Genomic DNA, 23,641 nt, shown 5'->3' on the forward strand with positions numbered 1-23,641 from the left:
GACTATCTAGCAACGTGAAAGTATTTCCAATTAAAACTGATATTTGATATATCTCAATAATATATCAAATATCAGTTTTTTGTACTATCTAAAGTTTGTTTCAATACTTCTTAAGTTTGTTCATTAATAATAGGTCAATATGATGCTATGCTTAATTCGTAGAGTTAATTGAATGATGTTGAGAGGAGGATGTTTATTTATGGGTAAAAAAAGAAAGGTCGGATTTTGGCAGAATGTTTGGCGCTATAAAGCATTAATACTTATGGCACTTCCAGGTTTTGTTTGGTTTATATTTTTCTTCTATATACCTGTATTTGCAAATATAGTTGCATTTAAAGACTTTCATATTTCACCAAACGGTTTTATCGATAGTTTAATCTCTAGTAAATGGATTGGGTTTGAAAACTTTAAATTTTTATTTGCTTCAAAAGATGCCTGGTTAATTACTCGGAATACATTGGCATATAATTTAGTATTTTTAGCCTTTAATTTATTTTTTGCTATTACATTTGCAATTGTTATGAGTGAATTGAGAAATAAAAAATTAGTTAAGGTATACCATACAATGTCACTATTACCCTATTTTTTATCATGGGTCGTAATTGGATATTTTCTTTACGCATTTTTAAGTCCTGATAAAGGGATAATCAATACATGGTTAGTACATCATGGCAAAACAGCTATTAATTGGTATACAGATCCAACTTGGTGGCCATTAATTTTTGTTATTATGAATGTATGGAAGAGTTTAGGATATAACAGCATTATTTACTATGCGTCTGTCATGGGGATTGATCCAACTTATTACGAAGCTGCAATGGTTGATGGTGCAAGTAAGTGGCAACAAATAAAAAATGTTACAATTCCTCAGATTGTTCCGATGATGATGGTATTATTGATATTAAATATTGGTGGTATATTTAGAGCTGATTTTGGGATGTTTTATAATTTGCCTAGAAATAATGGAGCATTATATCAGGTGACTTCAGTGTTAGATACATATATTTATAATGGGTTAACAGCAACAGGAGATATAGGGATGTCTTCAGCTGCAAGTTTATATCAATCAGTTGTTGGGGCAATATTATTGTTGATTACCAATTTTATTGTACGTAGGATTGAACCTGATTCAGCACTGTTTTAAGGAGGTTTTGAGATGCGAAAAAAAGAAAAGGTTACCAAAGTTGAAATTCGCAACTTTAATCCAACAGCCAATTTGATCTTCAATATTATCATTGCTCTCTTTGCTTTATCTTGTGTACTCCCCTTTTTCTTTGTAGTTATGATATCGCTAACAGAAGAGCACTCTTTAGCTGAGCTAGGATATCGATTTTGGCCAAAAGAATTTTCTACAGCTGCGTATTCCTATATTTTTGCTGGTCAGATGAGTTCAAAGATATTCAAAGCTTTCGGAGTTACGGTATTGGTGACTGTTTTGGGAACGGTTGTTAATTCAACGATGACATCATTATATGCCTATGTTATTTCTCGTTCTAATTTCCCGTTTAGAAAATTTTTTACAATATTCGCGCTAATTACTATGTTATTCACTCCAGGAATGGTAGCTACCTACTTAATTGTAAGTAATATGCTGTTCTTGAAAGATACTATTTGGGCTCTAATTTTACCGATGGCATTAGGACCATTTAATATATTAGTTATGAGAACATTTTTCATAAAAACAGTACCTGACAGTATTATTGAATCTGCCAGGATGGACGGTGCTAGTGAATTGAAAATTTTTATGAAGATAGTTTTACCGTTGGCTGTACCGGGAATAGCTACGATTAGCTTATTTGCTGCATTAGGATACTGGAATGATTGGTTCAATGCGTTACTGTATATTCAAAATGATGATTTAGTTCCGTTACAATACTTGCTTATGAAGATTCAAAGTAATTTAGACTTTTTAGCCAAAAATGCAGGAATGGGTGCTCAAATTCAAGGCGGTTTAGCTGCTTTACCTTCTGAATCGGCTAGAATGGCAATAGTTGTCGTTTCTACTTTACCGATTGCATTAACTTACCCATTTTTCCAAAAGTATTTTGTAGGAGGATTAACCATCGGTGGGGTTAAAGAGTAGGAGTATTGATAATAATAAATAGGCAAATAATGTCTATTTAATAGATATATTTTACAAGGAGGTTTTCTAATGAAGACTTGGAAAAAATTTATTGGTGTTAGTGCAGCTACTTTACTTGCTATTAGTTTAGCTGCTTGTGGGAATCAAAATAAGTCGTCATCAAAGGATACAAAAACTGGAGATTCTAAATCTTTACTGATGTATCAAGTTGGTGATAAACCAGAAAATTTTGATGAATTAATGAAAATTGCTAATAAGCGTATCAAAGATAAAATTGGTGTAACTGTTGATATCCAGTATATTGGATGGGGTGACTGGGATAAAAAGATGCCTACAATAATTAATTCCGGTGAAAGCTATGATATTGCATTCGCTTATCATTATGTTGCTAATGCTCAAAAAGGTGCTTTTGCAGACTTAACAGAGTTATCTAAGAAATACGCTAAAGATTATTTAGATCAGTTGCCAGAAATGTACATCAAAGGTAATGAAGTTGATGGAAAATTATATGCCATTCCAGTTTACGGAAATGCTTGGGGGCAACAAGTATTAACTTTTAATGACCAATATGTTAAAAAATATAATTTAGATATTTCTAAAGTAGACGGATCTTATCAATCTGCTACAGAAATTTTACGCGAATTTCATAAGAAGGAACCTAAAATTGCTGCTTTTGCTATAGGACAAAACTTCAATGCTTCAGCAAATATGGACTATCCTTTAGGCAAAGACTATCCATTTGCTGTTCGATTAGATAGTAATGATAAGCCAGTGATTATTAATCAGTATGAAGATAAAGATTTTCAAGAAAGTCTAAAAACATTACATCAATGGTATAAAGAAGGTTTGATACCAACTGATGCAGCGACAAATACAACAGGATTTCCATTAGAAGGTAATACTTGGTTCATGCGTGAAGAAACTCAAGGACCAATGGATTATGGTGATACAATTTTGCGTAATGCAGCACAACAAGATTTAACTTCAAGACCTTTAACAGAGCAAGTTAAAACGACAAGCCAAGCACAAATGGCAAACTTTGTTGTTTCGAATACTTCAAAGAATAAAGAAAAAGCTGTAGAATTTCTAAATTTACTTAACACTGATCCAGAATTATTAAATGGGCTTGTGTATGGTGTGGAAGGTAAGGCTTGGGAAAAAGTAGGTGATAATCAAGTTAAATTACTTTCAGGATATAAAGCAAATCAACATATGGCTGCTTGGAATACTGGTAATAATATGATTTTATATACTCAAGATACTATTACTGAAAAACAAGTACAGGAACGCGATGAAAGTATTGAAAAAGCAAAAACTTCTCCTATTTTAGGTTTCAATGCTAAAACCGATAAAGTTAAAACTCAGTTATCCAATATTATGAATGTGATGAATCGATATAAAGCAAACCTAAATACTGGTTCTATTGATCCTGAAACAACAATTCCAGAGCTAGTTAAAGAGTTAAAACAAGCTGGATGGGATGATGTTCAAAAAGATATTCAAAAACAATTAGATGAATTTATTGAAAATAGCAAATAGTATTGCTAATTTTAGAGCGTAGAATCATGTTCTACGCTCTTTTATGGCAATAATCTGAAAGAAGTGATATATATGGTGAGCAGTGGCATACAACGAGGATTTTATTTCATTTGGACTATTATTAAGTTGAATATGTTTTTTTTATTATTTTCTTTAATGGGAGGTATTTTGCTTGGGATTGGACCATCCTTTCAAACGATGGTGGACTTATTATCTGAATATGGTTTGGATTATCAAAATATGACCTTAAGTAACTATTACATAAATTGGAAATATAATTTTAGAAGAAGTAATCTGCATTTTTTTATTATGGAAATATTAACAATTTTAGTAGTATATAATTTATTTTTATCCACTCAGATGAAAGGGTTAGTTTGGTTTATAGCAGATATCATAATGGTATTTATTTTGTTGTTGATAATGGTGATGTATTTATATTTAGTTCAATATGAAAGTAAATATGATATATCAACAATTAATTTATTTAAATTGTCATTCATTAGTGTATTCTTTAACTTTTTTGGATTTTTGAAAATAATTCTTGGGATTATTACAATTATTTTTATTACTTGGAATTTTAAAGGGTTGCTGTTATTTGCTACTTTTGCTTTAATAGCTATATGGAGTGAATTTTCCACTAAAGAAAAACGTGAGATTATTTCAAGAAAGTTGGAAGAGAATGAAGAAGCTTATAAAGCAAATTTTTAAAAGAGAATACTTAATGAATCGTCTCATGCAAATTTATGCTGTTTTGTTAGTGGGTGTCATCTTTTTAACGGTAGTGGGACTTTGTTTATATACAGCGGATACAAATTATCGTAAGATGGTAACCAATATGGAAGATTTAGAGAAGCGTATACAAAATTCAGTTGAAGCAAATAATGATGCGCTAAATTTTATTTATATGGAATTAGCAGGCTCTAATACTGCTATTGATAATATGCGTGCTTATTTAAATATGTCTGCATCTGATTATTTTTCATACACGCAAGATTCTTGGCTAGCTTATAAACGAGATACCAGAATTTCGGAGACAGTTCCTGTTTTTTTTAGTGCATTTAATGATTTAGATAAAGTTTATGTAAAACTTGAAGAATCTTCTAAGTATTTAGTCGCAGATAAATCAAATCCTATGGGTAGAAAAGAATATGGACAAATTCCACATGAGCAAGGGTTTGTTATGAAAAAATCAATAATTAGTCCATTTGGATTCGAACATGTAGGTGAGTTATCAGTCGTTTTCTCACAAAAGTCTGTTTTAGGTACTTTTGAACATATGATGGAATTGAACGGAATGGAAGCATTTATTTTTGATAATTCAAATCAAATGATGTTTTCAACTCAAAATTTTTTGAATGATAAACAATATAAAAAAATAATCGCGCATTTTTTACGTAGAAATAATATACCAGATGAAATCAGCAAAAAATTCTATGTTTTAAAAAGTCATAGTAGTAAAGATTTGTGTTATGTAATACTTGCAAGTAAAAAAAGACTATGGTCAGAAAATGTAAAATTTTTTACGATTATTATATTATTCGGAGTATTGCTTGCTGGAATTTTATTAATCACGCTAAATCATACATTTAAACGATATTTTAATCAAGTTTCCATGATTGAAGGTATTACACATAGTGTTGCTGAAGGAAATTTAAAAGAGAGAATAGATGTATCGAAAGTTCAGGATGAGCTAGAGGATTTATCACAAGCAATTAATTTTATGATTGAGAGTTTAGATCAGTATATCCAAGAAAATTATGAACTTGAAATAAAACAAAGAGATGCACATATGAGAGCATTACAGGCACAAATTAATCCACATTTTTTATATAATACATTGGAATATATTCGAATGTATGCTTTAAGTAAACAACAGAATGAATTGGCTGATGTTGTTTATGCATTTTCTGCTTTACTTAGAAATAATACGAATCAAGAAAAAACTACCACTTTAAAAAAAGAGCTGTTTTTCTGTGAAAAATATGTATATTTATATCAAATGCGTTATCCTGATAGAGTTGCGTATAATTTTGTATTAGACGAGAAGCTTGAAAAATTAATTGTTCCTAAATTCACTATTCAACCATTAATTGAAAATTATTTTGTACATGGTGTAGATTATACAAGAAATGATAATGCTATTAGTGTAAAGGCAATGTTGGTGGATGAGGATATTATTATTCAAATTATTGATAATGGAAAAGGAATTTCAGAAGAAAGATTAAAGGAGATACGTGAAAAATTAACTCAGAGAGCTGATGAAAATCAAAATTCAATTGGTTTGCATAATGTCTATGATCGTTTAAAAAATACATTCAATGAAAATTTCTTCATGAATATTCATTCAATTGAAAATGTAAGAACGACTGTAACATTAGTGATTAAAGGAGGAGAATATTTTGTATAAAATCTTGGCTGTAGATGATGAATATATGATTTTAGAAGGATTAAAATTTCTTCTTCCTTGGAATGATTTAGGTTTTGAATTTGTAAAGACTGCTAGAACAGCAATGGAAGCGCTGGATTATTTGGCTGATAATCATGTTGATTTGGTGATTAGTGATATTACTATGCCGGAAATGACAGGAATTGAGATGATAAATACCGCGCAACAACAAGGCAAAAAATTTATGTCAATCTTTTTATCCGGATATCAAGAATTTGATTATGTTAAAGAAGGTATTCGACTTGGAGTGAAAGATTATCTTTTAAAACCTGTAGATAAAGAAGAGTTAGCAGAAATAGTTTTAAAAATTAAAAAAGAGCTTGATAAATTAGCTCAGCGTCAAAATCAAGAACATTTGATACGTGAAAACCAATTGATTAGGTGGATAAACGACGAGTTGAATGAGAGTGAATTTGAGAGGCTATTATTGGACTTTCACATAAGCGGCAAAGGTCCTTTTACGACATTGAAAATTCAGGGCAATCAAGATGAATTACTTTCAATAATAGAATTCACACAAAAATTTGGACAGCCGTTAATGATTTCTGGAGGTATTCAACAACATAATCAACTGCTAATAATCTTTATCGGGAAAGTCTCGGCCTTAAATACCTATTTATCTAATATAAGAAGAAAATATGAAAAATCAATTCAAATATATGTTGGTGAAACAATTGTTGATTGGGAAAATCTATATGAAAGTTATTCAAGAGTCTCACAATTAGAAGAAATAAGAAATTTCTATCCTGACTTATTGCCAAATTTTTCGAATAGGATTGATTCTGAACTTGTTAGAGATGACTTTTCGTTTCTTTCGTTTAATAAGTCACTAATGATAGGGGATACAAAAACAATTTCCCAGGAACTAGATAGTATATTTGAACGTGTAGTTAATCAGCAAGTGCCACCAGAGAATGCAAGATATATTACATTTTTACTCTTTAATGATATGTTTCGACAATATCCTACAATTAGTAGAGAAATATATGAAGAAACTATTGAAAAAATCCGTAGTAGTAATACTGTTTATGAATTGAAACGTTTACTTGAAGAATTATTGAACGGTGCGGCTTATCAAGGTGAGGATACTCATTTTTCATTGCTTACAAAAAGTGTAATTGAAATCATTCAAAAAAATTATCGAGAAGAACTTACTTTAAAAAGCGTGGCTGATCAATTACATGTTAATGCAGTATATCTTGGTCAAGTATTTAAAAAAGAAATTAGATACAGTTTTTCACAATATCTAAATCAAATTAGAATAAAAAGGGCTCAGTATCTCCTGTTAAATAGTAATTTTAATATAAATGAGATTTCAGAAGAGATTGGGTATAATAATACAAACTATTTTTCTAAAATGTTCAAAAAATTAAATGGAATAACACCTAAAGAGTTTCGAGAAGAATATAAGGATGGATATACTGAGTTGTAGAGAATCAATATAAAAATATAATAAGGAAGTGATTCTATTGATAGTCGTATTCGATATAGGTGGTACAAGTATAAAGTATGCAGGATGGAAAGAAAATCAATTAGTATCTCGGGGAAATTTTAGCACTCCAGATTGTTTTGAAAAATTCATTGCTAAAATGAAAGAAATAGTAGGTAGGTATGATAATGTTGAAGGGGTTGCGATTAGTTCCCCAGGGGCAGTGAATGTTGAAAAAGGCTGTATTGAAGGTGTAAGTGCAATAAGTTATTTGCATAATCGTCCCATTCTTCAGCAACTGGAAGAGTATTTACAGCTACCTGTATCAATTGAAAATGATGCTGTTTGTGCAGGCATTGCTGAAATGAGCTTGGGGGTTGGAAAAAACGTAAATAACAGCATATTTATTGTCATTGGCACAGGAATAGGCGGTTCAATATTTATCAATAGGAAGGTGTACAAAGGAAGCCATCTATTTGGGGGAGAATTTGGATTAATTAAACCATATGCAAGTAAAAAACTCAGTCTTTTAGCAACTGCTGTCCATAAGGCTGAAGAATATTCGGAAGCTACAGGAACTGAAATCGATGGGAAAAAATTATTTGAATTAGCAAATGCTGGCGATGCAGTTGCTCAAGACTATTTAAATCAAATGTATGATGGAATTGCTCAGGCTTTGTACAATATACAGGTCATTTTGGATCCTGAAATAATTATTGTTGGCGGAGGCGTTTCTACTCAAGCAATATTAATTGAAAATATTAGTGTAAGACTTCAAAAACTATTAAAAATAGAAAAGATAGATGATATTATGCCCCAAGTAGTAGCATGTAAATATGGAAATGATGCGAATTTAATTGGTGCAGCAATAAATTATGAATTACTTTTTACATAAAGTTTTTAGATAATCAATACAAAATTAGATAAAATAACACCCTCACTTACTGTTCAAAAATAGGTGTATTGAATAGTAGGTGGGGGTGTTTAACGTTATATCATTATAATTAGTGTAGGTAAACGGGAAGTATCTATTTAGATAATGAAAAAGGCAAGTCAGATTTTTGATATTTCTTCGGATGGGGGACTGTCCCTAGTTCAAAGAATATTTCACCGCCTTCCATCAATTCATTGTGTGTAAAGTACAATTTTTGATATCGTTTGTCTTTTAGGTATATTTCGTGGATGAACTGATGTTGAGGCTTGTTCTTATTAGTACGAATAGTTAAGATATTTCCACTTGAAAGTTTTAAATGTGCTTCTTTTATTAGTGGCATACCAATGACATATTCTCCACTTCCAGGAGTAACTGGATAAAAACCAAGAGCGTTGAATATATACCACCCAGCCATACTCCCATTGTCTTCATCACCAGGATAAGCTCGATAACTAGCATTAAAACATTGCGTTAAAAGATTTTTTATTAATGGTTGGGCCATCTCAGGCTTACCAATATAATTAAATAGGAATGGATAATGGAAACTAGGCTGGTTAGAAATAGCAAGTTGTCCGAAATCTACTGCAGCCATTTCGCTCATTTCATGAATTTCGTATCCATAGCCGCCAACATCAAAGATTGGTTCTTGATTACAAAGATTGATAAGCTTTTCCGTAAATGCCTCCTTACCACCAAAAATAGATATCAAGCCATTAAAATCTTGATAAACTGCAAAACTACTTTGCCAAGCACTTCCCTCAGCGTAATCTTTTCCCCAGCTGATTGGAGAAAAATCTGTACGGAATTGACCATTAATATCTTTTGCACGCATAAACTTGTGCTCTTTATCAAAGATATTTTTATAATTTAATGATTGGTCCGCATAATACTGTGAAACTTCCTTCATTCCTAATACATCAGCAACTTTGCTAATACAATAGTCACTATAGGCATAATCAAGTGTATGATTTACTGACTCTGAAAAGTTACTAGGTACATATCCATATTTCAAATATTCTAGCGCACCTTGGCGTCCATATTTTTTACTTTTACTTTGAGTAGTAGCAGATTTAATCATTGCGTTTAGAAAATCAGGCATTAATTCTAGTTTTATCCCCTTAACTGCAGCGTCTGCAATAACCGCGTCAATTAAAGTTCCAGGCATTAACCCTCTCTCATCAGGGGACAACCATTTTGGCAAGAATCCAGCTTCTTTGTAGCTATTAAGAATTCCTTCAAGTATTTCTTCGTATTTTTCTCTTAAAAAAAGTGAGAATAAAGGATAGACTGTTTTATAAGTATCCCAAAATCCATTGTTTGTGTATAGAATACCAGATTTAATTGATTTGCTAGTTGTATCGTAGTGAATCTTATTTCCTTCATCATTGATTTCATAAAATGTTTGTGGAAATAACAATAATCGATATAAATTATGATAGAATGTTTTTTCATGATTGGAATCCGAAAATTCTACTTGAAATTTATCAAAGTATTGTTTCCATTGATTTACGCTGCTATTTCGAAAATGATCTATGTGTAAATGTTGCTCACGTTTTCTGTTTAATATTGCCTGGTCGAAACAGATAAATGATGTTCCCAGATGTAATATTTGATGATTTATATTCTCAAAATGGATGATTAGATAGTCGTTTTCATCATCAGAAGTGAAGCATTCGATATTTTGAAAAGGATTATCGAAATGTAGGGATAAGTAAAAAGTGAAATCCAAATCTTCGCAATCAGAAAAATTTACGATACTAATCACCAATTCATGTTCATTAAGCTGTTTGTATTTTTTTAGTCCGGGTAATGTTAGCAGTAAACCATTTTTTGAATGTGTATAGTTTATTTCTAATATAGCACCATACATGCTTGGAACCAATTTTGAACTTATTTGGTATCTTAATTGAGAAATATTGATTTCAAATGGTTTGAATAAAGCTTCATCTGGCCGATAACTGCTTTGTACTTTAAATATTGATGGGTCAGTTAATTCACCACTAAATGGAGTTAATAACAAATGAGAAAAATCGCCCATCCAGGGACTAGGCTGGTGGGTTAATCGATAGCCTTGGAAGATATGCTCTTCTGGATGAAACCACCAACTTCCTCTTTCATTACTTGTTTGAATAGAAAAATAGTTCATTCCAAAAGGGACGCCTGTATAGGGTAGACAATTACCATTTGAAAAGCTTTGTTGATTAGCAGTTCCATGTCGAGTATCTATTTTATTAATCATTAGTTGCCTCCTTAGTAGATTCCCTAATTATTAAGTGAATTGGGACTTTTTGACCACTTGGTTTCTGTTTTGTTTCAATCCATTGGAGTATGGCCTGGCCGGCTTTTTTTCCGATGGTATGAAAATCTTGTGAAATAGTTGTTAGTTGGGGATCAACAAGTTGTGCTGCTTGGATATCATCAAATCCTATAATAGATAAGTCATCTGGGATAGATAATTTATTATTTTTTAAATGCCGCATTGATTGAATTGCTACAACATCATTTTCACAAACAATCGCTGTAATATGATTTTTGTGTATATATTTAATTAATTTTTTTTCGTCATAAATATCTTCATTATATGCTGTGTGGAAAGGAAGAGTATTATTTATGATACTTTGGATATATCCTAAATATCGTTGTCTAGCAGATTGAGGATGTTCATGATTTCCAAATAAATAGGCAATATTTTTATGTCCTAGTTCAACGAAGTAATTTGTAGCTGCTATGCCACCAGCAAAATTATCAGATAAAAAAGTTGGGAGATTTAAATCTGGAATTTCTTTATCTAATAATATTGTAGGAAAATTTGTCTGGTTTAGTGTGAATAATAAATCTAAATGCTGATTGTCATTATTCGCGTAGTATATGATTCCATCAAAGTTATTTTGTAATTCAGTAATAGTAATATCATTTAAATAATTATGTGTAACAATTGATAATTCGTAATTCGCTTCTTGAGTGACAGATAATATGCTTCCTGATAAATTACCTAAAGCAAAATCATCAGTAAAAGGTAATACTAGCAAAATCTTTTTATTAGTTACTTTGTTTTCTAATTTCTTGACAAAACTTCCTTTTCCTCTCGTGCGCTCGATTAATCCATTTTTTTCTAATTCACTTAAAGCTCGTTTTGAAGTGATGCGACTTACTTTATATGTTTCTGATAGCTCTTTTTCTGTTGGTAGTTGGTCCCCAGGACGTAACTCACCATCAAAAATCTTTTTTTTCAAATCATTTAATATTTTTAAGTATAAGGGTTCCATCTTATTCCTCCAACATTTGATATATCAAATATAGTTTAATATATATTTTTTTACTTGTAAATAGAAAAATAGATAGACATATATGGAAAAATAAGTTAAAATTAACAAAAAAGATATATCATATATAGTGACAAGGAGGATTTTCTATGAAAAAAGATATACCTAATAGTGCTGCGATTCTTATTAAAAAAATCGTAGAAAAATGTGGAGAAAAACATGTGGATTGGGCAGTGAATTTTGAAGCTTCTTTTGCTAATACATTAACTACGACAGTTAAGCCTCAAAATGATGGTACGACATTCGTTTTAACTGGAGATATTCCAGCTATGTGGTTGCGTGATTCTACAGCCCAAGTTCGTCCATATTTAGTTTTGGCTAAACATGATAAAGAAATTGAAGAAATGATATCTGGTTTAGTAAAAAGACAATTTAAATATATTAATTTAGATCCTTATGCAAACGCTTTTAATGAATGTGATAATGGTTTTGGACATCAAAGTGATGATACTGAAATGAACGGCTGGATTTGGGAGCGTAAGTATGAAGTTGATTCTCTTTGTTATCCTGTTCAATTAGCGTACTTATTGTATAAGAATACGGGATCTGAATCACATTTTGATGAAGATTTTAAAGAAGGAATCATTAAAATATTGAATGTGTTTAGTTTAGAACAAGATCATCATTCATCTTCATACAGATTCCAACGGACAACTACTCGTAAAGAAGATACTTTAGTTAATGAGGGAAAAGGTACTGATGTAAATCCTACGGGAATGACATGGTCAGGATTTCGACCAAGTGATGATGCTTGCCAATATGGTTATCTGATTCCATCGAATATGTTTGCTGTTGTTATATTGGGTTACATTGAAGAAATATTTACTATTATTATTCCTAATAGCGAAATTGCAACAAAAGCGAAAAAATTGAAAATGGAAATTAATCAAGGAATTTTAGACTATGGATGTATAAAAAATAAAGAAGGGCAAACCATTTATGCATATGAAGTAGATGGATTAGGAGGGACACTATTACAGGATGATAGTAATGTACCTAGTTTACTTTCAGCGCCATATTTAGGGTATTGTACGTTTGATGATCCGATTTATCTAGCAACTCGTAAAACAATTTTAAGTAAAGAGAACCCTTATTTTTATGAAGGATTATACGCGAAAGGGATAGGATCGTCTCATACACCTAAAGACTATGTTTGGCCGATAGCGATTGCAATGGAAGGCTTAACAACTAACGATAAATTAGAAAAAGAAAAAATTTTGGATTTATTGGTAGCAACTGATGCGGGGACACATTTTATGCACGAAGGATTTGATGTTAATAATCCGAATAATTATACTCGTGAATGGTTCTCATGGGCGAACATGATGTTTTGCGAACTGGTTATGGATTATTTTGATATTAGAGTGATGAAATAAAGGAAGTGTAATCATAAAATGAATAAAACAAGAAAGAAAGTTCATATTATTTCTCATAGTCATTGGGATAGAGAATGGTATATGTCCTATGAGCAACATCATATGAGATTAATTGAACTGATTGATGATTTATTGGAGTTATTCAAAACAGATTCTGAATTTAACAGTTTTCATCTTGATGGGCAATCAATCATTATTGATGACTATTTAAGTGTTCGACCAGAAAAAGAAGAAGAGCTAAGGTCAGCAATACGCCAAGGTAAATTGAAAATAGGGCCTTTTTATATACTACAGGATGCTTTTTTGACAAGTTCAGAGTCTAATGTTCGCAATATGTTAATTGGCATGCAAGAAAGCCAAAAATGGGGTAGTCCTGTAATGCTAGGGTATTTTCCTGATACTTTTGGAAATATGGGACAAACACCGCAATTAATGCAACAAGTAAATATTACGACTGCCGCATTTGGTAGAGGAGTGCGGCCAATAGGGTTTGATAATCAAATTTTATCAGATGAAAACTATTCTTCTCAATTTTCTGAAATGAATTGGATAGGTCCAGATGGATCTAAAATTTTAGGAATACTTTTTGCTAATTGGTATTCGAATGGTAATGAAATTCCAACAAGTGTTGAAAAAGCTAAAAAATTTTGGGATAAGAAATTAATGGATGCTGAAAAATATGCTTCAACAAATCATTTACTTTTGATGAATGGTGTGGATCATCAACCAGTTCAAAAGGACATTACAAAAGCAATCAAATTAGCTAATGAATTATATCCTGATTATGATTTTATTCACTCTAATTTTACTGATTATCTGTCTGCTGTAAAAGCAGAATTACCGAAAAATGTGGGGAATGTTTTTGGAGAACTTACTTCTCAAGAAACAGATGGATGGTTCACACTAGCAAATACAGCTTCTACAAGAGTGTATTTAAAACAATGGAACACTAAAGTTAGTCATCAACTAGAAAAGATTGCTGAACCATTGGCTTCGATGGCATACGAGATTACAGGTAAATATCCAACCGATCAATTAACACATGCTTGGAAAACATTTATGCAAAATCATCCTCATGATAGTATTTGCGGTTGTTCTGTTGATGAAGTTTGTAGAGAGATGATTCCTCGGTTCGAAAAAGCAAATGAAGTAGGAAAATATGTAGAAGAAGAGGCCAAAAATCAATTAGTCTCTGAAATTGATACTAGTGTATTTCCAAAAGATAGTTTTCCTTTTGTAGTCTTTAATACATCAGGTACAGAAAAAGCAGGTTTAGCTAAAATTGATGTTGAAGTAGATAGAATTCCTTTTTCTTCTCTGTATCCTACAGATGGATATAATAAACTATCAGAAAAGAAATCTAAAAAATATCACGTGATTAACCAGTTTGGCGAAAGAATGGCCGCAATTGTATCGGATGAGAAAATACGATTTAATTACGATTTACCAAAGGATAAATTTCGCGAACCGTATATGGAAAAATATGTGACAGTAACTGTAGCGATGGAGCAAATGCCTGGATTTTCATGGGAGAGTTTCGCACTTGTAAAAGCCGATTATGAATCTAATCAAGAGTCAATGGTAATAGATAATGGGTTTGGTCTAGAAAATGAGTTTATTAAGTTAAAAATTGAAAATCAGGGTAGTATACAAATTACCGATAAACAAACCAATAAAACCTTGAGTAATCTACTAATTTTTGAAGATGTTGGAGATATCGGCAATGAATATGTTTTTAAGCAGCCATCTGAGGATCAGGCAATATTGTCTACACAATTTCCGTTTGAAGTCATTGTTGCTGAAGATAATGGATTGGAAGCAAAAATTATATTAAAAAATAAAATGCTAATCCCTGAATCTGCAAATAAGTTATTAAAAGAAGAGCAAGAAAAAATTGTTGATTTTAGATATAGAAAAGCGCAAAGATCTGAAAAAAAAGTTTCTTATGTAATTGAAACAGAAATTTCAATATCTAAAAATAGCAAGAATATCCATTTTAGTACAAAAGTAAATAATGTTGCAAAAGATCATAGATTGAGAGTTGTTTTTCCAACAAATATCATTTCAGAAACCCATGAAGCAGATAGTATATTCGAAACAGTTATTCGCCCTAATAAAGTTTCTAACTATTGGCAAAATCCTACCAACCCTCAGCATCAACAATCTTTTGTTAATATTCACGATAATGAGCATGGAGTAACAATTTCTAATATCGGATTAAATGAATATGAAGTAGTTGATGATAAAATCTGTTTAACTTTATTACGGTGTGTGGGAGAAATGGGAGATTGGGGATATTTTCCAACTCCAGATGCTCAATGTATTGGAGAGCATGTTTTTAATTATGCATTCGAACTCCATGCAAATGAATTAGATAGAATAAAAAGTTATCATCGTGCACATCAATTAGGGGTCCCTTTTATTGCTAAACAAACGGGCATTCATGAGGGAAGATTACAAACGAGTCACACATTTATTAAAATTCGAGGATTAATGTTTGAACCCACCGCATTGAAACGAAGATCAAAAGACAATGCTTTGATTTTAAGAGGATATAATTTGGGAAATCAGGAAGTTGGATTAGAGATATTTAAAGATGGAAAGGTTCCTAAACAAACTTTAAATTTACTAGAAGAACCTATTGACGACAATAAAAAACAGTTGAAAGCATATGAAATTCGAACTGTGGAGATATAGATAGAATGGAGGCACAACGAATGACTTCAATCAAATTTATTGCAGTTGGTGAAAAGGAAGAAAAGATAATTAATCGTGTTCAAATGTTATTTAGTGAAATTGGTTATAGATTAATTGACTCAGATAAATCTATCTATGTAGAGATTAATGCTAGATTAGATGAAGAATTCAATTTCCTTCAAGATGATAGCTTAAAACTTGTAGCTAAAAATGAACGTATATTATTTCGTAGCATGGTGCAATTACTCATTCACAGTTTATTAGGTGAGGGTCTAAAGGTTTCCTCGCCTAATGTGAATGAACGTTGCTTGATGTTGGATATTGGACGAAAATATTATTCATTACCAATTTTGAAAAGTTTGGTTCAAGTAATGGCTCTTTTCAATTTTACTCATTTGCAGCTGCATTTTTCTGAGAATGAAGGATTTAGAATTGAATCAAAAAAATATCCAAAAATTGTTTCTAATCATTTTTTGAGACAAAGTGAAATCAAAGAACTCATTGATTATGCGCAAAAATATTATATTGAAATAATTCCTGACATAGATAGCCCAGGTCATCTTGCTAAGGTTTTACAGAATTATCCAGAATATCAATTGATGAAACTACAAGAAAATCAACTAGTTAGAGACAAAACCGCTTTAGATATATTGAATCCTGAAGCCGTAGAATTTGTTTTTAGTATATACCAAGAATATGCTAATCTATTTAAACAAAGCAAATATTTTCATATTGGTGCAGATGAGTTTATTGAATTTGATAAGCTAGAAGACTATCCTACTCTGGTAAAAGAAGCTCAAAGTAAATTTGGGGATAAAGCGAGTGGAATAGAGTTATTCATTTTATATGTTAATGAATTAATACAAAAAATGAATAATTTAGGATTTATTGTTCGTGTATGGAATGATGGATTTTATCGGTTAAATCGTGAGGAAAAAATAAGTTTAACTAGTGATTGCCAAATTTCATATTGGACTAAATGGAATAAAAATATGGCTCCAATCGAAAAATATTTATCTTTAGGATACGAAGTAATCAATCACAATGATAATTATTTATACTATGTTTTAGGAAATAACTCTAGTTACACATTGCCTACTTATGAAAAGATCCAAGAGAATTTCGAAACTCTTACCTTTGCAAATAACCAAAATATTGAAAAGGACAACAAAAATCAGGTGATTGGAGTAGCCTTGTCTGTATGGGCAGATGAACCGAATAAACAATCTTGTCAAGAAATATGCGAATCTCTATTTTATTTATTAGCTGCGATGAACGAAAAAGTAAGCGGCTATAAGCTCAGTAAACGATGCTATTTGCCTTTATTTAATTCTTGGAAAAAATATGTATTAGGTGAGATAACAAGCTAGAAACGAGGAGAGATAGAAAATGACGAAATATCAATTTCCACAAGATTTCTTTTGGGGGTCAGCCGCTAGTGGTCCGCAAACAGAGGGACGCGTAACCGGAGATGGTAAAGGCGAAAATATTTGGGATTATTGGTATCAACAAAATCCAACACCCTTTTTTAATCAAGTAGGACCAGAAAAGACTTCACAAGTGTATACCAAATATAAAGAAGATATTCAATTAATGAAGCAAGTCGGACATAATTCGTTTCGTACTTCAATTCAATGGAGTCGACTCATTCCAGAGGGTGTCGGGAAAGTGAACGAAAAGGCGGTACAATTTTATAATGATTATATTGATGAACTCATTGCCAATGGTATCGAGCCTTTTATCAATTTATATCATTTTGACATGCCGATGAAACTACAAGAACAAGGTGGTTGGTTAAATCGTCAAACAGTAGAGGCTTATGTAAATTATGCGAAGACTTGTTTTGAATTGTTTGGGGATCGGGTGAAATATTGGTTTACCCATAATGAACCAATTGTGCCTGTTGAAGGTGGGTATTTATATCAATTTCATTATCCAGCTGAGGTTAATATGAAGCATGCTGTTCAAGTCGGTTATCATGAAGCTTTAGCCAGTGCCCTTGCAATTCAAGCTTATCATCAAATGAATCTAGGTGGTCAAATTGGGATTATTTTAAATCTTACCCCAAGCTATCCTCGTGATGAAAACAATCCCGCAGATGTCAAAGCGAGTCAATTGGCCGATGCTTTCTTTAATCGTTCATTTTTAGAACCAGCCATCAAAGGAGAATATCCACAAGATTTAATTGAAGTGGTCAAACAATTAGATTTACTACCTGAAAGAAAAACTGAAGATGCTGCGATTTTCAAAGAGAATACCATTGATTTTCTAGGCATTAATTATTATCAACCACGCCGAATCAAAGCAAAGGAAAATTTATCAAAAGTTGATCCGAATCATCCAATGCCTGATGATTTCTTTGATAACTATGAAATGCCAGGTCGTAAAATGAATCCTTACCGTGGTTGGGAAATATATGAAAAAGGGATTTATGATATCTTAATCAATGTTCGTGATAATTATGGCAATATTCCGTGTTATATCTCGGAAAATGGCATGGGTGTGGAAGGTGAAGAACGCTTTATCAATGAAGAAGGGCAAATTGAGGATGATTATCGCATTGAATTTGTGCAAAATCATTTGAAATATGTCCATCAAGCCATTCAAGAAGGTGCCAATTGTAAAGGATATCATATGTGGACTTGCATGGATAACTGGTCATGGTTGAATGCCTATAAGAATCGCTATGGCTTTATCTCAGTCGATTTGGTCAATGATGGGAAAAGAACAATTAAGAAATCTGGACATTGGTTCAAACAAGTGGCTGATAAAAATGGTTTTGAAGCCTAAAATCTATGGAAAAATCATGCTGGAGGCGGATACATTTTTAAGATTCTTTTGCTAAAATCAAATAAAAAGCAAAGGATGATGTGTGATGTGGCTAGGTTTTGTCATAATCGGTTTATTAGTTGGTATAGGTCTATGGTTTTTCAGTACGCGATGCAAACCACTGCCTAAAGTCATGTCGAGGCAAGATGAACACCTGATTTCCCAAATCATACGTAAGAGCCCAAATAAAGATTTAGCCATCAAACGTATTCGCTGTTCCTTTAAGCTTTCGATGAGTCAAGCAACAGATTTATATATGAATGCTCAAAAATAAAAAAGTAGCTTTCTTCTATGATATATCAATAGAAGAAAGCTACTTTTTTACAATTGGTGGCGACGAGCAAAATCATGAAATTTAAACTTGTCGAGGCGATGATGGCTTTCTGTATATTGAAATTGCCGCATATTTTTTAAGAAGACGCGACTTGTCACCGAAACAATGTGGGTATCTTGCTCATTTAAATCCAAATATAATTTATCCAAGGTTTTAACAGGATCAACCGTAATTTCTTTTTCAGCAAAAGAGATTTCTAGTCCGAGCTGTTTTTCAAAATATGCATATAAGGAATCTTTGGCAATTTCAGTATCGAGCTCTTTCACAAATTCTAGCGCAATCAAATCCCAATCTAAAATTACCTTTTGCCCATCAATTTTACGGCTTCTTAGGACGGACCAAACTTCATGATTTTCTTCAAAGCCAGTTTTTTCAGCTAGTTCTTTTTTGACAATTAGCTTGGTTAAACTTTCGACTTGGGTGCTGCTATCATAACCATAGGCATTTTGTAACTCTTTATAACTAGTTAGACCAGAAACAGGGAAACGTAACTGTTCTCTTCTTAAGACTAATGAACCTTTACCTTGAACTTTTTTGATATAGCCATGGTTGGTCAATTGCTGCAAGGCTTTGCGAATCGTATCGCGTGAGGCTTCAAAGTGCTTAGCTAATTGGCTTTCACTTGGTAAAAAGGTTTCTGGGGGATAATTTCCCAATAAGATTTCACTTTCTAATTGTTGATAGATTAATTCATATATTTTCATCAAGGACCCCTCTAACTTGTATGTACATCATAAATACTTAACATCTCTATCATACGAAAAAAATGGATATTATTTATAAAAAATTAAAAAAAATTAATTTATAAGCAAGTGATACTTTAGCTTGTTGGTGAATTTCCATACAGGTAGGTAGAATAAAGACATATTTATATCTGGGGGACCGGTAACAGAAACCGAATGATTAAAATGCTCTAATTTAAGAAAATTTTCAAACGTGTTTTCAAAGTTGTAAACGGTTTACAAAAAATATCAAATACAGTATATTAACCATGTAAGAAACATAGTTATACAAGTTGTTTATAAGGAGGAAAAAAACTATGGGCAAATATGATAAAGAAGCCAAAGAATTGCTATCTGCCATTGGTGGTAGAGAAAACGTGTCAGCCGTTACCCACTGTGCGACAAGAATGCGTTTTGTCTTAAATGATCCAAAAAAAGCAGACGAAGCAACAATCGAAAACATTCCAGTGGTTAAAGGAATGTTTACGAATGCAGGGCAATTCCAAGTAATTATTGGTAATGATGTTCCTGTATTCTACAATGATTTTATTGCAGTATCTGGACTATCTGGGGTTTCTAAAGAAGATGCGAAATCAGCTGCGAAACAAAACCAAAATCCAGTACAACGTGTGATTACCATGTTAGCTGAAATCTTCACACCATTATTACCAGCAATTATCGTAGGTGGTTTAATTTTAGGTTTCCGTAATATTTTAGAAGGTGTGCAATTCGGCTTTTTAGGTAATCAAACAATTGTTGCCGTATCGCCATTCTGGAATGGGGTAAATAGTTTCTTGTGGTTACCTGGTGAAGCGATTTTCCACTTCTTGCCAGTAGGTATTACTTGGAGTATTGCTCGTCGAATGGGTGCTACTGAAATTTTGGGGATTGTCTTAGGGATTACTTTAGTTTCTCCTCAATTGTTAAATGCTTATTCTGTAAATGGTACTTCTGCTGCTGAAATTGCGAAAAACTGGTCTTGGGATTTTGGTTTCTTCCAAGTAGCTAAAATTGGTTACCAAGCACAAGTGATTCCAGCGATGATGGCCGGATTCTTACTTGTTTACTTAGAAAGATTCTTTAGAAAACGTATCCCTGAATCTGTTTCAATGATTTTCGTACCATTCTTCTCATTATTACCAACAATCATTGCGGCTCATACTATTTTAGGTCCAATTGGTTGGAAGATTGGTTCAGGTATTTCTTGGATTGTGAATACTGGTTTAGAATCACCTCTTAACTGGTTATTCGGTGGTATTTTCGGTGCGGTTTATGCGCCATTAGTAATCACTGGTTTGCACCATACCACTTTAGCGATTGACTCTCAATTAATTGCCGACTTTGGTTCAACTAACCTTTGGCCAATGATCTGTTTATCTAATATCGCGCAAGGTGCTGCAGTATTAGCGGTTGTTATTGCTCACCGTGGAAACAAAAAAGAAGAACAAATCTCAGTACCATCTGTCATTTCAGCTTGGTTAGGGGTTACTGAGCCAGCGATGTTCGGGATTAACTTAAAATATGTTTATCCATTCGTGGCAGCGATGATTGGTTCAGGTATTGCAGGTATGTTTATTACAATTATGAAAGTTCGTGCCAATGCGATTGGTGTCGGTGGTTTACCGGGGATTTTAGCTATCAAGAATAGTTTAGGTGTTGGTAAAGGTACAGGTGCGCAAGGTTATGTAATCTTCTTGATTGCGATGGCGATTGCAATTGTTGTACCAATAGTGTTAACTTTATTCTTCCGTAAAGCAGGCATCTTTAACAAAATCGACCGTGTAGAACAAACCATTCCAGTTGGTTTAGATGAAGTAGATGAAACACCAAAAGCAACTGAAGCAAAAGTTGTGGCTGCAGGTACAAAAACTGATGTTAAAGCACCATTTACTGGACAATTATTACCATTAGCTGAAGCCAAAGATCCAGTATTTGCACAAGGTACAATGGGACAAGGGGTTGTGATTGATCCTTCTGAAGGTAAATTAGTTGCACCATTTGATGGTACAGTCAGCTTATTATTCCCAACAAAACATGCGATTGGTTTAGTTAGTGATACAGGTGTAGAGGTCTTGATTCACGTTGGTTTAGACACGGTAGAATTAGATGGTAAAGGCTTCACTGCACATGTGAAACAAGGCGATGCGGTTAAAGCGGGACAATTATTACTTGAAGTTGACTTAAATGTAGTTAAAGAAGCAGGTTATACGACACAAACACCAGTCATTATTACTAATTCTACTGATTTTCAGGTGGATCCAGTGGTAGCTACAAAACCAGTGAATGCTGGCGAAACGGTTGTAACTGTAACAAGCTTATAATAAAAATTAGTCATGGACTCATCACACCTAGTTGTGGTGAGTTTTTTTCTTATATCCCCACGTATTATTTTTATTAAAATGTTAGCGTCTACTTATTTAGAATATACTAAAAATCGTTATTCAATGCTTGCAATTATAGTGGAAAATACTTAATCTATAAAACAGTATGTCAAATGTATATACAAGAAAAAAGAAATGAAGAGGTGGGAAAATGCAGCTATTGATTGCGTGCGTTGGTTTAATTATTGTTATTGGATTAAGTTATTTGGCAAGTAGTAACAAAAGTCAAATCCGTTGGAAATCGATTGGAATCATGTTGGTCTTGCAGTTTGTTTTAGGATTTTTCTTATTAAGAACTTCTGTGGGGACCTTTTTAGTGGCTTCTTTTGCTAAATTATTTGATTATTTATTGGAATTTGCCGCTAGTGGGGTCAATTTTGTCTTTGCCGGAGTAGCGAATAAAGGCAGTGCACCTTTTTTCCTAAATGTTTTGATGCCAATCGTCTTTATCTCAGCCATTATTGGGATTTTACGTTATATTAAGATTTTACCATTATTCATTAAATATGTAGGGTTAGCCATTAGCTATATCAATGGTATGGGTAAGCTGGAGTCTTATAACGGGGTAGCTTCCGGAATTTTAGGGCAGTCAGAAGTATTTATCTCTTATAAAAAAGAATTGAAATTTTTAACTGAAAAACGCTTATTGACGATGAGTATATCGGCGATGTCTACTGTTTCCATGTCGATTGTCGGTTCTTATATGGCGATGATTGAGCCAAGATATGTCATTTGTGCATTGGTTTTAAACTTATTTGGTGGTTTTATTATCGCCAGCTTAATCAATCCATATGAACTAGGCGAAAAAGAAGATCAATTCAATGCTTCTGAAGAGGACAAAGATCAAACTTTCTTCCAGATGTTAGGGGAGTATATTCTGGATGGTTTCCACGTGGCGATTACTGTTGCGGCGATGTTGATCGGTTTTGTGGCAGCGATTGCGATGATTAATGCAATTTTTAAAGGCATCACTGGTTTTACTTTCCAAGAGTTATTAGGTTATGTCTTTGCGCCATTAGCCTTCTTAACAGGGATTCCTTGGAATGAAGCAGTGGATGCAGGCAGTTTAATGGCGACTAAATTAGTAACCAATGAATTTGTAGCGATGAGCGAACTCTCTCAAGGCAACTGGCATTTTAGCGAACATACACAAGCGATTCTGTCAGTCTTTATGGTTTCCTTTGCGAACTTTTCTTCTATCGGGATTATTAGTGGTGCGATGAAAGGCTTAAATGAAGAAAAAGGAAACTTAGTCGCTAAACATGGCTTAAAGATTGTATTTGCGGCGACTTTAGTTAGCTTCTTAAGTGCGATTATTGCCGGAATTTTAGTATAATCCTCAAAAAACAGACGATAGGTGTAGTGGCTTATCGTCTATTTTTTTTTGAAATATTTAAAAAAAACACTTGAAAACGGTTTTAGATTCTGCTAATATACTTTTTGTACAGAGGATTGTTACTGTTCGGCAGGCAAAACCGGAATTTCTCATTTAAGTAAATGGGGGGATTCTGGCTTTTTTTGTACAATAAATTACTTAAGGAGTCAGCT

Annotated in this window: 16 protein-coding genes; 13 read left to right on the plus strand and 3 right to left on the minus strand. The window is 32.7% G+C overall.

The genetic code is table 11. From position 1 onward, the window contains the following. Positions 1-199: 199 nt before the first annotated feature. From I567_RS04180 to I567_RS04210, 7 genes are all read left to right on the plus strand, one after another. Positions 200-1,144, plus strand: a complete 945-nt coding sequence (locus I567_RS04180; RefSeq protein WP_016251001.1) for an ABC transporter permease — start codon at positions 200-202, stop codon at positions 1,142-1,144. Positions 1,145-1,156: 12 nt separating this feature from the next. Beyond that, positions 1,157-2,083 (plus strand): carbohydrate ABC transporter permease, encoded by a 927-nt coding sequence (locus tag I567_RS04185; RefSeq protein WP_016251002.1) that lies wholly within the window; start codon positions 1,157-1,159, stop codon positions 2,081-2,083. 69 nt (positions 2,084-2,152) lie between these two features. After that, on the plus strand, positions 2,153-3,622 hold the full coding sequence (locus tag I567_RS04190; RefSeq protein WP_016251003.1) for an ABC transporter substrate-binding protein: 1,470 nt from the start codon (positions 2,153-2,155) through the stop codon (positions 3,620-3,622). Between the two features lie 72 nt (positions 3,623-3,694). Further along, positions 3,695-4,330, plus strand: coding sequence for a YesL family protein (locus I567_RS04195; protein WP_016251004.1), 636 nt, complete (start codon positions 3,695-3,697; stop codon positions 4,328-4,330). Positions 4,331-4,343: 13 nt separating this feature from the next. Beyond that, the gene (locus I567_RS04200) at positions 4,344-6,029 is read left to right on the plus strand and encodes a sensor histidine kinase (RefSeq protein WP_016251005.1); all 1,686 of its coding nucleotides are present in this window, start codon (positions 4,344-4,346) and stop codon (positions 6,027-6,029) included. Continuing rightward, positions 6,022-7,500, plus strand: a complete 1,479-nt coding sequence (locus I567_RS04205; protein WP_016251006.1) for a response regulator transcription factor — start codon at positions 6,022-6,024, stop codon at positions 7,498-7,500. Before I567_RS04200 ends, I567_RS04205 begins: the two co-directional genes overlap by 8 nt. Positions 7,501-7,537: 37 nt before the next feature. Continuing rightward, on the plus strand, positions 7,538-8,392 hold the full coding sequence (locus tag I567_RS04210) for an ROK family protein (protein WP_016251007.1): 855 nt from the start codon (positions 7,538-7,540) through the stop codon (positions 8,390-8,392). A gap of 133 nt (positions 8,393-8,525) precedes the next feature. Here the strand turns inward: I567_RS04210 and I567_RS04215 are convergent, their stop codons facing one another. Continuing rightward, positions 8,526-10,670 carry a GH92 family glycosyl hydrolase gene (locus I567_RS04215; protein WP_016251008.1) on the minus strand — a complete coding sequence of 715 codons (2,145 nt, stop codon included), beginning with the start codon at positions 10,668-10,670 and terminating at the stop codon, positions 8,526-8,528. Then, positions 10,663-11,697, minus strand: coding sequence for a GntR family transcriptional regulator (locus tag I567_RS04220; protein ID WP_016251009.1), 1,035 nt, complete (start codon positions 11,695-11,697; stop codon positions 10,663-10,665). The genes I567_RS04215 and I567_RS04220 overlap by 8 nt, the downstream gene beginning before the upstream one ends. Before the next feature lie 146 nt (positions 11,698-11,843). On the opposite strand from I567_RS04220, the gene I567_RS04225 reads away from it, so the two are divergent. Genes I567_RS04225 through I567_RS04240 form a run of 4 tightly spaced genes read left to right on the plus strand, consistent with a single transcriptional unit; the run spans position 11,844 to position 18,617 of the window. Continuing rightward, positions 11,844-13,130: a glycoside hydrolase family 125 protein gene (locus I567_RS04225; protein ID WP_016251010.1), complete on the plus strand. Its 1,287-nt coding sequence runs from the start codon at positions 11,844-11,846 to the stop codon at positions 13,128-13,130. 18 nt (positions 13,131-13,148) lie between these two features. Continuing rightward, positions 13,149-15,827, plus strand: coding sequence for an alpha-mannosidase (locus I567_RS04230; protein ID WP_016251011.1), 2,679 nt, complete (start codon positions 13,149-13,151; stop codon positions 15,825-15,827). A gap of 20 nt (positions 15,828-15,847) precedes the next feature. Then, complete coding sequence (locus I567_RS04235; RefSeq protein WP_016251012.1) at positions 15,848-17,197, plus strand: family 20 glycosylhydrolase; 1,350 nt, start codon at positions 15,848-15,850, stop codon at positions 17,195-17,197. A 19-nt stretch (positions 17,198-17,216) separates the two neighbouring features. Further along, on the plus strand, positions 17,217-18,617 hold the full coding sequence (locus I567_RS04240) for a glycoside hydrolase family 1 protein (RefSeq protein ID WP_016251013.1): 1,401 nt from the start codon (positions 17,217-17,219) through the stop codon (positions 18,615-18,617). A 360-nt stretch (positions 18,618-18,977) separates the two neighbouring features. Here the strand turns inward: I567_RS04240 and treR are convergent, their stop codons facing one another. Next, positions 18,978-19,694 (minus strand): trehalose operon repressor, encoded by a 717-nt coding sequence (treR, locus tag I567_RS04250; RefSeq protein WP_016251015.1) that lies wholly within the window; start codon positions 19,692-19,694, stop codon positions 18,978-18,980. Between the two features lie 335 nt (positions 19,695-20,029). On the opposite strand from treR, the gene treP reads away from it, so the two are divergent. Together treP and I567_RS04260 are read left to right on the plus strand one after the other, a co-directional pair. Next, positions 20,030-22,033 carry a PTS system trehalose-specific EIIBC component gene (gene treP, locus I567_RS04255; protein WP_016251016.1) on the plus strand — a complete coding sequence of 668 codons (2,004 nt, stop codon included), beginning with the start codon at positions 20,030-20,032 and terminating at the stop codon, positions 22,031-22,033. Between the two features lie 211 nt (positions 22,034-22,244). Beyond that, positions 22,245-23,429 carry a NupC/NupG family nucleoside CNT transporter gene (locus I567_RS04260; protein WP_016251017.1) on the plus strand — a complete coding sequence of 395 codons (1,185 nt, stop codon included), beginning with the start codon at positions 22,245-22,247 and terminating at the stop codon, positions 23,427-23,429. Positions 23,430-23,641: the final 212 nt, after the last annotated feature.

The sequence above is a fragment of the Enterococcus cecorum DSM 20682 = ATCC 43198 genome (assembly GCF_000407565.1).
Taxonomy (GTDB): Bacteria; Bacillota; Bacilli; order Lactobacillales; family Enterococcaceae; genus Enterococcus_E; species Enterococcus_E cecorum.